Below are 12,951 nucleotides of genomic sequence, written 5' to 3'. Positions count from 1 at the left end.
GAATTTTTCAACAAAACCTTTTAAGACCTGAAAAGATTTAATACATCTGACCTTTTTAAAAATTAAAAAAGCAATATTTGATCATATGGTATTAATGCGAAATACCGGACTTGTTCATCAGATATGCATTTCAGATAGTCTTTTAAAAAGTTCTCTCTTAAATAAGAATAATGTTTGGCGTTTCAACCAATTGTCTTATCAATAAACCCCTGAATTCTGCCCTTTCAATTCTTGCCGATTTAACGTCTGTTGTCGAAGTGATGGATGACGGACCACATTTTCTTGATTCATCTGAAATTCTGAAATCTTTTTCATTCAAATATTTTCTACACGCCCCTTCACGCGGAGTGAATATTTCATCGCACCTGGAGCCAATAAGAAAAGCAAGTGTGGAAGTTATAAGGCATTGTGTTTCAATTGGATCTGAAGTTGATGCACAGGGAATTATAGTTCATCCAGGTTATTTTGGATGGGCTGATGAAAGAGACATCTGTGCTTTTCAGCTTCAGAAGTCACTTATTGAGATTATTGAATTTTCAAAAGAATATTCGACCAAAGTTTTTATTGAGAATATGCCAAAATGGGATTTTTTCTTTCTCAAGACGCCGGAAGAGCTATCTTTGATCTCAGGTTTTCCCCTTGCCTTAGATGTTGGTCATGCAAATACAAACAATTGTTTAAATGAATTTTTAAAACACGATATTTCTCATTTCCATCTCCATGATAATGAAGGTTTTTTAGATTCACATCTTGCAATCGGTGACGGCAATATTGATTTTGCGCCAGTGTTTAAAAAAATAGCAGAGTCGGGCAGATGTCCGATAATTGAGACAGACACACTTGACAGTGCAATTAGAAGCGTTAATCTCTTAAAGAAGGAAATGAAGAAGATATAAGTTTTATTTTTCTGAACGAATAAGCAACACAACTAAATTTTTCGTTGTGATTATTTAGTTAAGATTTTATATGTTTTACATCGACTTTATAATGCAATCTAAATTGTGCCTCAGTGGCTTAGTGGCATAGCGCGTCCTTGGTAAGGACGAGGTCGCGGGTTCAACTCCCGCTTGAGGCTTATTTTCGCAAATAAAAACCAATTCTCTTTTAGTTTTCGTTTGGAGTTCATTTAAGACAGTATCTACTAATCTGGAAGCGTTTAAGCCATTATTTTTTTATATATTCATAATTCTCTGGATTTATGGTCAAATGTAATCTTTTTCTAATTCGCTGTATTTTTGTTTTTTTTGCTTTTTCTCTCTTTTCCATTTCTCTTTTCTCCTGTCCGGACATGTCCGGACACATGCGCACAAAAACCCTGTTTTTGGGATGAGATAATTATTATAATAGCTCACGTGATAAAAGAATAGTTCCAAATTTAACCGCTAAAAAATGGAGATTTGACTGATGAAAATCACTGGCATATCACTTTTAGCACGTCACTATCATAAATTGATAGTTTCAGAAGATTACATTGAATTAATACGTAGTAACTCAAGGGCTTGTTATTGTGGTGGCTGATTGTATCTTTAGAAGGTTTTTGTCCAATAGAAAATTATTGTAACGCTTCTATACTATTATTTAAGAGGGTAATAATGGGAAGATATGAAATAATTTATACAGAAATGGCATTGAAAAATATGAAAGCCATAAAACGTGGTGATAAGAGTTATATTTCAAAAATGATAGACAAGATCGAATTTTGTCTTGGTGAACATCTGTTTGATTCGATCAGTCAATGCAATAAGAAGAAGCTTAAAGGTAAAGAGAATACACATAGATTGCATATTCAGCGGAAATTTACAGTACTTTATACTATTGAAGGTGAAAGGGAAAAGTGGGTTGAGATTCATAAAATTATAGGTTATGAAGCAGCACATCAAAATTATTCACAAATCGATTTATAACCCTAATTCTTTCTTGACTTGTGCAGACGTGTATTTCTTTGATTTCCTGCTTGCCCTGATTTCAGCATCCAATTTATTTATATCATTTTCAAGTTGTGATTTTTCCGGCTTAAAATTCCGCTCTATAACCTTGCTTATAGATTCCTGACCCTGTTTGTGTGCGAGGATCTCCTTATACAGTTTATCTGATATCTCAATTGTCTGCATGTACCCTTTTATCTATTGTTTATAATCAAATATTTTTTGCGGTCGATACAGATCACTTTCATACCGCACCGGAAAAATGCTATATTTAAAAAAAATACGTGTATCTGGTCAATAATGATGGGAAGTAAACAATTATTAGTTAATTTAATTAAAGCCGGATGTTTTGATGATCAAATTAAGGCTTCTTTTCCAGATTCAAATCCTGAGAAAGCAAAACTATTGCACGCTCTAAAATCGCGGCGGCAATATCAGAATCATTCTTAATAAAATCAATTAATATCTCTTTTTGGCGCGCTTTTGCTTCTTCCTCTGCAAAGAAATTAATGATTAAGTTACTTAGAAAATCTGCCTGACTGCTATAAGGACAATCTTCACGCGAGAGATAATCTCTTAATTTTTTTTCGTATTCGGCATTTAACCGAGCCAAATAAAGCCCGATATGCCCTTATTTTCTCCTCTTTTGGAAAGTTCAGATATCCTGATGAAAAGAGCCTCGAAATGGCCTTTTTGGGATTTTCAAACGATAGAGATTAAAGATATAACGGCATGTTATTGCCCCCTCTTTTCAGACGATGTTTGCATAGGGAAAGGAAGAGTTCGTCCAATACAGGGCTTCTGTATGGATTGGAAAAATGAGGTTTTTAGCCGATTTGGAGGGCCATTTAAGTTATACTTTATCTGAATATTTCTTAAATCCATGAGTTTATATTGGAGACGAAGGATGCTTGCCCATCCCGACGAGTGACTTATCAGAATTAAAGTGACCAGGGTAAGGTGACCAAAGGTCGCCCTCAGGTTTCGAAAGGGCTACAGCCCTTCGGTTAGGAAAAGAAGGAGATTTCCTCTTCCCCCAAATACTATGAAATTTCAAACCGTTCTTTATAGGTGACCCGCCAGGTATCAATACTGTTCTTTATGGAAGAACAGTCATATAAATGAAAACCCAATAAGAACCTAAGACATGGATAAAGATCAACTCTCAGATGTAATCTTACAACAAGAGAAGTAAATGGACTTCTTGACGCATTAAATGAATATAAACTAAAGAAAGGTTTCATCCTGACAATGAATACCAGTGGTCTTGAAGAAATATCAGGAAAGGAGATTGTAATAATCCCGGCATGGAAATACATGCTTTATCCTGATCTATATCAGCGAATTATCTGCCTGAACAAGGATTCTATGGTCAACGCAAACCCATGTAAGTTCCATATATGTGACATATATTTATTTTACAGATTTCTTTTCAGATAAATCATGTCCACAAGCTGTTTTCCGTTTTCATGCATCGGGTGATTGTAATTGTCTATGAAAAAGTTTTTGACAATGTGTGATTTTTCAAATCCGCATCTTTCGTAGAAGCGAAGTATAAAAGGGCAGTCACCTGTTCCAACATACAGCTCGCCGCCGGAGTTTTTGTAGTAATCAACAATAAATGACATCAGGCGCAGTCCGTAGCCTTTGCGCTGAAATTTTGGAACAGTAACGATATTTTTTATTTCATAAACACCGGGCTTCTCCTCTGTTACAACGCAGACCGCTTTTACACCATCATCTATAAGGGCGAACATATCGCCGCGACAGAGATATTTCTCTATCATATCCTCCTGCTCATCGGCGATAAGCAAAAGCTCCATGTAATTTTTTTTATCGCTGTCAGCAATTTTCACAAATTCCATTTGAGACATTTCCTTTTGTTTTTTTGGGAAATTTAATTTTTGGGTTTTTTTTTATCCGTCAATCATCTTTCTTGCAGACTTTAAAATTTTCGCAGGAATTTCCTCATCAAGACTCCATATAATGTTCATTGGACGACTTCCGGTGTGGCTTACATAACGAGCTGTTCCAAGACAAATGTAGGGCTGTGCGCGATTATTAATTGATTTTGACTCTCTTACAAAGAGAAGAATATTGCTTTTTTCACTTTCGTGATTTATGTATCTTATCCCTGTTGGAGATTTATCAGATGTTGTACTTTGAGACTGCCAGTGAAAGAGCCTTTCATTTATTGCATAATCTTCATACATCGTTGAAGGAGAATACTGCTTTTCAGTCTTATTCAATGTAATAAAAAAAACGTCTAATTTTTTATCTTTTAAATAAATCACACCTTCACGCTGACCATGAGATGGTGTTTCATTTAAGGTAAAATGACCAAGAGCAGAAAAAATCTGGTTTCTTGTATAACTGCAATGCAAAAATAATGGAGCTTTTAAATCTAAATCAAGAGGTTTGTCAATGAAATCAATTCTTTCATACTTTAATTTTAAGATTTCAATGATTTCTGATTTAATTTTTTCACTACCAAAGATCTCAGGGAAAATGTCTGAAATTTTATTGTAATTGTTTAGTGGCGAGTTATAAAATGAATAATAAAGCATTGTAAGCATATTTTTTTGATAATCTGACAATACCTTAAGTAAATATTTTTCTGTATTTTCAAAAAGCTCTAATGAAAATTTGATTAACTCAGCAGAATCAATGTCTGTTAATTTTAAGGCTGACTTTTTTAAGAATTCATTTTCCTTTTGTTCTAATCCGTCTTTTAGTCCTGCAAGAGAACATATCTCAATAAAAGTTGTCTTTGAATAAATTTCATCCAAAGCAATGTCATGATAACTTACAAAACCGGCAAGTGAAATCTTCTCACCGGTTTCAAATTCATAACTTTTTGCAAGTTCAATTAGATGATTGCGATTATTACTTTGAACTTTTATGTTTTCAAGCACTTTTTCACGTGCAACTCTCTCAAGATGAATATAACAACCCTTTGGAAGAGAAAATATATCGTCTTCAACCTGTTTTTTTATTGAAACTTTATTCTTTTTTGTAATTGCTAAAAGACGCTTTTCAAACTTGAAATGAATATTCTGGCGACCAACAAAGTCAAGAACAGTTAAGCATTCCTTCTCCTCAGAGAGTCGAAGACCTCTTCCAAATTGTTGTAAAAATACTGTTAAACTCTCAGTTGGTCGAAGGAATAAAACAGTATTTACTTCTGGAATGTCAACGCCTTCGTTGTATAAATCTACGACAAAAATAAAATTAATCTCTTTTGAAACAAGCTTTCGCTGAATTGTGTTTCTCTCATCCATAGGACTGTTTGAATGAAGTGATGCAGAAGAAATCCCGGCTTTGTTAAAAGAATCTGCCATAAAATTTGCATGTTCAATACTAACACAAAACCCAAGTCCAACAATCTCAGTTTTGTCTGTTATATATGTATCAATTGCGTGAATTATCTGTGCTACACGTTCTTTATTTCCAGTGTATAGTTTGGACAACTCATCTCTGTCATATCCGCCACGTTTCCATGAAATTGAGTCTAAATCAACACTATCAGAGATTCCAAAATAATGAAATGGAGAGAGTAATTTTCTATCAATTGCCTCAGGAAGTCTTATCTCAGCAGAAATTTTTCCATTGAAATATGATAAAATATCTAAATTATCCATTCTCTCCGGCGTTGCAGTAAGACCGAGAAGAATTTTTGGATTGTAATATGAGAGAAGTTTTTGATATGATGGTGCGGCAGCATGATGAAATTCATCAACAATAATCATATCATAATAATCAGAAGGTGTATATTCTGGCAAATTATTGCTGTTAAAACTCTGAATAGATATGAAAAGATTGTCTAATTTTTCTGGTTTGAAATTTCCTGTAAGAAGTTCGCCAAAATTTGAGTCTTTTAAGACTCCTCGAAATACAGAAACACTCTGCTTTAAAATCTCTTCACGATGTGCGACAAAAAGAAGTCTTGGAACTCTTTTAAGTTCTTTTTTGAAATTTTTATAGTCAAATGCAGAAATTACTGTTTTTCCTGTACCTGTTGCAGATACAATGAGATTTTTCCAATTATTATGGATCTTTCTTTCTGCTGAAAGTTTATCCAAAATTTCTTTTTGAAAGTCATAAGGTGTTATATCAAAAATTGCAATATCCTGATTCTCTCTAATGCCTCTCTCACTTAAGAGTGCATTTTGAAGATATTGTGCATCTTTTGAAGTGTATGTCTTAAATTCTGGATCATTCCAATATGATTCAAAAGTTGCCTCTACTTTTTGAATAATATCATAAGCATCTTTTTGAGTTACTTTAACATTCCATTCAAGACCGATTGTAATCGCTGAGTTTGAAAGATTTGATGAGCCGATATATGATGTTGAAAAACCACTGTCCCGATAAAATGTGTAGGCTTTTGCATGAAGCCTTGTTCTTTTTGTATCATAAGAAATTTTAACTTCGGTATTGTCAAGTGAAGCTAAAAATTCAACTGCTTTTAGGTCTGTTGCACCGATATATGATGTTGTTATTACTCTTAATCTGCCTTTTTTGGAAAACTCAGTCAGTTGATCTTTAATGAGTCTGATTCCACTCCATTTAACAAAAGAAACTAAAATGTCAATTCTATCAGATGACTCAATCTCAAGCTGAAGCTCATTTACCATATTTGGCTCAAGTCCTGAGCCTGTGAAAAGACTGCTTTGTGCAATTGATGTCTCTGGTCTTACTATCCGCTTTTGCCCAATTGATGGATAATTTAATTTATCAAAAATTGAGAGAAGAATTTCTCCATCTTTTTCTATTGCACACTGATTTAAAAAATCCTCATTTGTCTCTGTTTTGAGGTATTGGATTATATTGTTACAGATTTCAATCTGTTTTTCAAGGTTTGCTCCTTTTTCTTTAGCAAATCTCAAAGAATTTTTAATTATATGATATAGATATTCTGATAAAACCGTCTGGGATTCTTCTTTGTCGATGTTGTTAGTTTCAATTGATTTTGACTCAAAATCTGGTGATCGAAGTTTATTGTTGATGTAACTGTTAATAATCTGCTCATAAATCCCATCCGGAAGCGGCATATAATAAAAAATTGCCCGGCTCTAAGAAAAACCTGCCGGAAAAACAAAACAGTAAAAGTTTATTATTCTTTTTTCAGCTCATTGAGAAAATTAACTGGTAATTACCAGAAATTCTAATGCCTTCTAAAATCACCTTCTGAAAATCCGGAGGCTTTCAAAACATTATTTTTTTAATCACACTTTCACACCATGCGCAAATTGATTATATCAAAAAAAGACGCATCAGAAAAACAATGATATATGTTCCAAATTATGTATATGTCGAAGAAAAAGGTGTTTTTAACATAATATCAGCTCCTAAAAGCACAATTCTTCCGGCAATAGGCAGAGCAGTCTCCGGTGAAGATAAGCGGGCAGTTTACTTAACAGATAAAAACACTGAACTTTATCAAAATCTGAAGGTTTTCCACAACAGACTCGGTCTTTTTCAGTGTGATTATCCGGACCAGATAATTTCACGCCTAAAAAGAATCAGACCCGCGCTTGCGATAATAGAATACAACAGATATACTTTCAACGTAAATCAGGCCGTTATTGAAAATACAGGTAGTGAATTAAAAAAACTTGCAGAAAGCTCAAACGCCAGGTACCTTATGATATCACCTATAATGGATGAAAACTTAAAAATTCTTTGTGAATGGGCTGACAGGGTTTTGATTGTTGAGGACAAAAATTCAAATAAAGACGGGGATTTTATCTTCAAAGATATAACAACAGGATGTTATGTAAAACGGCAGAGAACAATTGCAGACTTCATGTAAAAATTTACCACCATTTGTTCTCATAAACAGGTTTTATAAGATAAGCTCCATCATTTTCAACACTTCCAACACTGTTTCCAACAGCATAACAGACAGTTTTTTCCGCAGGATACGGTTTTAGTAAAGAAAGATATTCGTCAAAATCCGGATTTATCCAGTTCATTGAATCATTTTTGTCAAGTATCACAGGCATTCTGTCATGAATACCGCTCAAAGCCTCATTTGCATCAGTTGTTATGATACTGCAGGAATAAGACAAATCCAAAGAAGCAGAAGAAGTTTCATAAACGCCTGCAAAAGCAAAAAGCGGGCTTTCTCTTATATGCACATAATACGGCGTTTTCCTTTTTCCTTTATTATCCCACTCATAAAAACCGTTTGCAGGAATCAGGCATCTTCCGGTCGTTTTATTTCTCAGAAAATACTCACTATCAATTAAGGTATCATCTCTTGTGTTTATCATGAAATATTCCAAAAGGTTCTTTGAACCGGATTTTTTCTCTCTCTTAATGCCCCAGTTTGCATTAACAGCATAATTTTCAGCTCCGCCACAGACAGCGCAAATCTCTTCTCCCGGCGCTATATCCGACTTTCCGCAGGTATTTCTTCAACAATAGTATTTTTCATACTCTCCCCCCAATAACCGCAATATCTTTTTCAATTCATCATTCAGATTTGTAATTCGTTTTATTCTTTTATCACCCTCAACAAATGAGAACTCCCTCACCCTCCTGAACAGGAAAAATGTCCATTTCAATGCCGGTCTTTGTGTCTGCTTTTTTGTCTGGCTGGTGACTGTTTCACCAGACTGTACCAGCATCTTTCTCAGCCGAAACTCAGTCATAGAGTAAATAAAAAGACACAATACCATGATCATAGCCAAAGCCTGAATCCGCGAATTTTTCTTTAAATAGACCTCAGCAACCCGGAACGACTTGTCTTTCAGGAACCTAAATCCTCTCTCAACTGTTCCTTGAGCTTTATAATTCCTGAGCAATTCATCGGCAGACATCTCAGTGTCATTCGTTGCCAGAACAAAACGTCCAAGATTTTGGCGTTCCTGCTCGACTACGCTGTCATTGTATTCGATATCAGCAGTAATCTTATATGAATTAACTAATGGTTCACCGGCTTTTGGTCTACCTCGTTTTTTCTCTTCTTTCCTTTGAATCATGAGAATTTCAAGCTCGCTAAACTGATACTTATGATTTTTTTCTAACCATTTCTCTGCTGCAATGCGTGCGTCAGGTTCACATGCATATTCCTGTGCACAGACTTTTCGAAGAGATGTTTTGGCTTTTTCCAGTTCTTTTACCAGATTCTTATCAAACGTTTTACTCTGTTGTTCATGCATTGGTTTTGAATGGTACATCACCCATTTCTGTCTGATTCCTGCATATTCACTGAAAGATTCACTATATGAATAGCGATTATCATCGCACGGTATGAACTGACAATCTGATTTGACCAGTTCCTTAGCCTCTTTAATGATAACCGGTACACGACTAATCCAGAAAGTGTGCTGACCTAAAGTCTGGAGATTTTTTTCGGTATAAAATGCAGCATCAGCTACATGATAGACTTTTTCGCCTGATTTGAGACTGTTCTGAAGTTTTTCAATAATGATTCGGAGTGTCTCTTTATCCGATTCATTCCCGGAAAAAGTCTGGAGAAATAATGGTACACCATGCTGATTTGATGCCATGCCAAGGACAAAACGCTTGAGATCCCATCGGCCATCCTTCGGATGACCGTAGGTAATCTGAATTCCTTCTGTGTTGAAATCGGATTCGTATTCGCCTGTCACACTAAAGTTAGTGGTATCGACGTGAATGCAATGCGAGCCATATTCTGTTGGAATAAGGCAATTTGCTACGATATCGTTGAATAACTCAGTTGGACCATATTCTGCAATAGCATCCAGTGTTCTGCCTAATACATCATCATTTATCTGTTCTCGGGAAATTCCCTCCCCAAATAGTCTTTCAACGGCAATATCATCAAAAAATTCCGGAAAAAGATAAAGACGGCGTTCGATGAATCCAAGACCATTGATCACCATAGCTTTCACGGCCTGAGAATGGGTGAGATTATGGTTTCGGGTCTTGGGTATTGCATTGTCGATTATATTCGCGATACCAAGAGAGTCGTAGGCTCCGGCTACGATGCCAAGATGGCCAACGGAAAGGATTGATTCGTCATCAAAACCGTCAATGAAGGGCATATTATAGGTTATTCCCTCAAAGTACAAGGATCTTGCGGTCGAATATTGTGAAATGTGTGGATTTTTAGTGCGGATGGTCGGCTATATTATATGAGAGATTTATCTGCGGAAGGGGATTATAAACCCCAAACATCTCAGAGAACAATTCCACATTATAAAGGGCAAATCTTCCGCACATAAATTTTCATTTTAATGCTTTAAGGGAAAATATTTTTCCTCTTTTTTTATTGACGAAAACAAAAAGAAAATTTCATCAGCCGCTTTATCAAGAAGTTTTCTGTAATAGGAAACATCAATCCCACGGATATTCCACTCAGGGTCTGTAATATGCCGGACCGCATCCCTGACAACAAAATTTGCATCCATCCCCGGAGATATCTGAGCGCCGGATTTTTTATACATCTCAATTACAGCCGCAGATATACAATTTTTTGAGTATTCACAACGCCCCATCCTTTTTCTTACTAAAAATTCAGAAACCGGTGCATCGGGCAGTGACTCATAAAAATTGTTGTAAATCCCTCTTATATCATCTTCAAACAGAAGAATCTCTTCTTTGTTTTTGGCTTTGCTAATGAGATTTATCATCTCATTCTGCATATTTCTGACATACAAAGGTATGTCCTTTCGCCTTGCACAGATTCCACGAATTTTCATCTTCCCGGAACAAAGTCTCCCATAATAGCTTGTGTATGAACCGGAACCGTCTTTTTGCGGAAGAAAACAGATCCAGTCATAACATTCTGTTTCAATGGGAATTTTGTATTTTTCAACAATTGTACATTTCAGCGGTTTTGTATCGCCGCCTTTAACCCAGACACAGTCAACAATGCCGTGTAAAACCTCAAAACCAAAGGATTCTGATATTTTGCAGACATCTGTCAAAATTTCAGTAGCTATTGTTGTAATCTTTTCATGAAGTTCTATCCGTCCGAATTTTGCGTTTTTATATCCTGTATAACCAAAGCATGTGACAAGCATCCACTTGAGCATCGCATCCATTCCGGCAAAAGAATCGTCTGTTTTCTTAGCCTCCTTGGTCTGGACTCTGAAATCGAGAAGAGGGCCTATTACAGACGGCAGGAAACCCTCTATTGAAGGATTCTGCATCGTTTCAGGAGAAAGATTGTATTTTACAATAATTGAAGGGTAAAAAGATGTAAAATCAAGCTGACTGACACATTCATATACTGCCGGCTTTGGCTGAAGAATCAAACCTCCGCGATAATCAATTCTCACTTCATCGGAGATTCGCATCATTTCTGCGTCTGATTTTCTAAAAGGTACACAGATGTTTTTCTTAAGCGCTTCAAAAACCTCATAGTTTGATACAACAGTTCCGGGAGTAAACCTGGCAGTAAGATTTGGAGAAATTCCTGTGAGGCGTGATGCAAGAAATATTCCGGACATTCCTCCCTGCCTGTACATAAAATTCCGGGCAGAATCAATAATTATTCTGCCACAAGGTATCATTGCAGACGGTTTGTACTCCATTCTGCCGTATGAAAAATATGACCTGCTCTTTAAGGGTCTGAAAATTCCTGTCCGGCTTAAACTGTTAAATATCTGATTTTCCCTTGCAACCGAGCATATTTTCTGCATCCAGCCGTCAGCGTTGTCAAACAAAATTACATCAGGATCATATTCTGATACTGCCGATATGAGAAATTTGCAAAGATCCAGGTCCTCACCGGACTCTTTTTCGATTTCACCTCTACATTCTATTGAAATTCCTTTCATCTCTTTATCAGAATATGGTTTGCCGGCAACAGCGACAGTAATCTCAGTAAGAGGACTTTTTGAATCCGCAGAAAAAGTCTCTTCATCCACATTTTTGCAAAGTGAGAGATTGTTCTCTGCAAGGTATTTTTGTTCAATGCGAACATCCAGATTATAAAATTCAGCATAATAACGGGTTTTTTTCTCCAATTCCAGTGCAAAATTTTTATCAGAGTGAATTCTCCAGCCCCGGCATTCACCATAGATTGTCCTAAAGGTCTCTTTTTTTGCAAGTTTATCTGCCTCAGCATCAGTCATCAGACCGCTGCTGTCAAAGCCTTCCGGAAGGCACATAAAAAAACTGTTTTTGTATTCCTTATGATATTGTTTTACAAAACCACCCTGCTTAACCCATAGACAAAGTCCGTCATTTTCATGAGAAATATCAAATAACCATCCCTTAGGCATTGTTACCAGTTCCTCTCAAATGTCGTCTGGCCGGAATCGAGAATATGAGATTTGAGGCACTTTTTTTTCATTCGCTCACAGATGATGAAAGTAATTCTCTCTGCCTCTCTCTCAATATGGGTTCTTATAATTCTGTCAGGATACGGCCAGAAATAGATTACTGTCGAATATTTGCTGATTTCACAGCAACGCTTTCCAATCTCTTTTGCAACATCTTCTGCATCTTCAAAGACTGAAGGGTCGTGCTCTATTATTACCATATTCTGACAGACCTCACTTAAAATTGTAAGAATCTGATAGGGATTTGCCGCACGCCTCAGATAAAAAGGATTTTCACGGCAAAGCAGAGGAAGTATTCTTGGATAAATTCCGCATATATAAAGACAGGACACTCTTTTTTCATTGTTTAGGAGCGATTCGAGCAAAGGTACCAGTATTTCCTCATTTGCATTAATAAGGTTGAACCTGTTTTTGAATATTGATATTTTCCGGATATTGTATTGCACCATGTGAACTTATGCTTGCATTGTCAGCGTGTATAATAGTGATGCGGATGCGGTGTGAAAGTGAATTTGATATGTTAATATATATTATCCCGACAGGGAACGCACAATATTAAAACAAAATCAAATCATTTATTAGTATGTATGGCCAATATTAGTTGCTCAAATGATAACGATTTGAGTGCCTCAATAGCTCAGCCTGGGAGAGCGCCAGACTGAAGATCTGGTTGTCCCCGGTTCAAATCCGGGTTGAGGCATAAAATAACTGTTTTATCATTTACCATGATAATCACTTTG

Annotated in this window: 11 protein-coding genes and 2 tRNA genes; 5 read left to right on the top strand and 8 right to left on the bottom strand. The window is 36.0% G+C overall.

The annotated features are described in order from the left end of the window. Positions 1–170: 170 nt before the first annotated feature. The 3 genes from L1994_RS04405 (at position 171) to L1994_RS04395 (ending at position 1,904) form a co-directional block, all read left to right on the top strand. Positions 171–896: a sugar phosphate isomerase/epimerase family protein gene (locus L1994_RS04405; protein ID WP_278100471.1), complete on the top strand. Its 726-nt coding sequence runs from the start codon at positions 171–173 to the stop codon at positions 894–896. 107 nt (positions 897–1,003) lie between these two features. Next, positions 1,004–1,075 (top strand) — tRNA-Thr (locus L1994_RS04400). Positions 1,076–1,592: 517 nt separating this feature from the next. Beyond that, on the top strand, positions 1,593–1,904 hold the full coding sequence (locus L1994_RS04395) for a type II toxin-antitoxin system RelE family toxin (RefSeq protein WP_278100470.1): 312 nt from the start codon (positions 1,593–1,595) through the stop codon (positions 1,902–1,904). Here the strand turns inward: L1994_RS04395 and L1994_RS04390 are convergent. From L1994_RS04390 to L1994_RS04375, 4 genes are all read right to left on the bottom strand, one after another. Beyond that, on the bottom strand, positions 1,899–2,111 hold the full coding sequence (locus L1994_RS04390) for a hypothetical protein (protein ID WP_278100469.1): 213 nt from the start codon (positions 2,109–2,111) through the stop codon (positions 1,899–1,901). The two genes, L1994_RS04395 and L1994_RS04390, sit on opposite strands and share 6 nt — an antisense overlap. A gap of 175 nt (positions 2,112–2,286) precedes the next feature. Then, positions 2,287–2,538, bottom strand: coding sequence for a hypothetical protein (locus L1994_RS04385; protein ID WP_278100468.1), 252 nt, complete (start codon positions 2,536–2,538; stop codon positions 2,287–2,289). 805 nt (positions 2,539–3,343) lie between these two features. Next, positions 3,344–3,790: a GNAT family N-acetyltransferase gene (locus tag L1994_RS04380; RefSeq protein WP_278100467.1), complete on the bottom strand. Its 447-nt coding sequence runs from the start codon at positions 3,788–3,790 to the stop codon at positions 3,344–3,346. Between the two features lie 51 nt (positions 3,791–3,841). Further along, positions 3,842–6,979, bottom strand: coding sequence for a DEAD/DEAH box helicase (locus tag L1994_RS04375; RefSeq protein ID WP_278100466.1), 3,138 nt, complete (start codon positions 6,977–6,979; stop codon positions 3,842–3,844). A 233-nt stretch (positions 6,980–7,212) separates the two neighbouring features. Here L1994_RS04375 and L1994_RS04370 point away from each other — a divergent pair, with 233 nt between their 5' ends. Beyond that, complete coding sequence (locus tag L1994_RS04370; RefSeq protein WP_278100465.1) at positions 7,213–7,740, top strand: hypothetical protein; 528 nt, start codon at positions 7,213–7,215, stop codon at positions 7,738–7,740. 4 nt (positions 7,741–7,744) lie between these two features. Here L1994_RS04370 and L1994_RS04365 read toward each other — a convergent pair whose 3' ends face one another. The 4 genes from L1994_RS04365 to L1994_RS04350 all read right to left on the bottom strand — a co-directional run bounded on the left by L1994_RS04365 (position 7,745) and on the right by L1994_RS04350 (position 12,576). Further along, the gene (locus tag L1994_RS04365) at positions 7,745–8,323 is read right to left on the bottom strand and encodes an SOS response-associated peptidase (protein ID WP_341275813.1); all 579 of its coding nucleotides are present in this window, start codon (positions 8,321–8,323) and stop codon (positions 7,745–7,747) included. 24 nt (positions 8,324–8,347) lie between these two features. After that, positions 8,348–9,964, bottom strand: a complete 1,617-nt coding sequence (locus L1994_RS04360; RefSeq protein WP_278099807.1) for an IS1634 family transposase — start codon at positions 9,962–9,964, stop codon at positions 8,348–8,350. Between the two features lie 189 nt (positions 9,965–10,153). Continuing rightward, on the bottom strand, positions 10,154–12,151 hold the full coding sequence (locus tag L1994_RS04355) for a type B DNA-directed DNA polymerase (RefSeq protein ID WP_278100464.1): 1,998 nt from the start codon (positions 12,149–12,151) through the stop codon (positions 10,154–10,156). Between the two features lie 2 nt (positions 12,152–12,153). Next, positions 12,154–12,576, bottom strand: coding sequence for a hypothetical protein (locus L1994_RS04350; protein ID WP_278100463.1), 423 nt, complete (start codon positions 12,574–12,576; stop codon positions 12,154–12,156). Between the two features lie 261 nt (positions 12,577–12,837). On the opposite strand from L1994_RS04350, the gene L1994_RS04345 reads away from it, so the two are divergent. Next, positions 12,838–12,911, top strand: a tRNA-Phe gene (locus L1994_RS04345). The last annotated feature ends 40 nt before the right edge of the window (positions 12,912–12,951 follow it).

Source organism: Methanomicrobium antiquum (assembly GCF_029633915.1).
GTDB classification, from domain to species: Archaea; Halobacteriota; Methanomicrobia; order Methanomicrobiales; family Methanomicrobiaceae; genus Methanomicrobium; species Methanomicrobium antiquum.
The sequence above is the reverse complement of the archived record's forward strand: the minus strand, read 5'-3'. Positions and strand labels throughout refer to the sequence as shown.

What these genes read in the sequence shown, in the direction of transcription:
- L1994_RS04380 (WP_278100467.1), bottom strand. Translation starts at nt 3,790, where the DNA reads ATGGAATTTGTGAAAATTGCTGACAGCGATAAAAAAAATTACATGGAG.
- L1994_RS04360 (WP_278099807.1), bottom strand. Translation starts at nt 9,964, where the DNA reads ATGCCCTTCATTGACGGTTTTGATGACGAATCAATCCTTTCCGTTGGC.
- L1994_RS04355 (WP_278100464.1), bottom strand. Translation starts at nt 12,151, where the DNA reads ATGCCTAAGGGATGGTTATTTGATATTTCTCATGAAAATGACGGACTT.
- L1994_RS04390 (WP_278100469.1), bottom strand. Translation starts at nt 2,111, where the DNA reads ATGCAGACAATTGAGATATCAGATAAACTGTATAAGGAGATCCTCGCA.
- L1994_RS04375 (WP_278100466.1), bottom strand. Translation starts at nt 6,979, where the DNA reads ATGCCGCTTCCGGATGGGATTTATGAGCAGATTATTAACAGTTACATC.
- L1994_RS04370 (WP_278100465.1), top strand. Translation starts at nt 7,213, where the DNA reads ATGATATATGTTCCAAATTATGTATATGTCGAAGAAAAAGGTGTTTTT.
- L1994_RS04405 (WP_278100471.1), top strand. Translation starts at nt 171, where the DNA reads ATGTTTGGCGTTTCAACCAATTGTCTTATCAATAAACCCCTGAATTCT.
- L1994_RS04395 (WP_278100470.1), top strand. Translation starts at nt 1,593, where the DNA reads ATGGGAAGATATGAAATAATTTATACAGAAATGGCATTGAAAAATATG.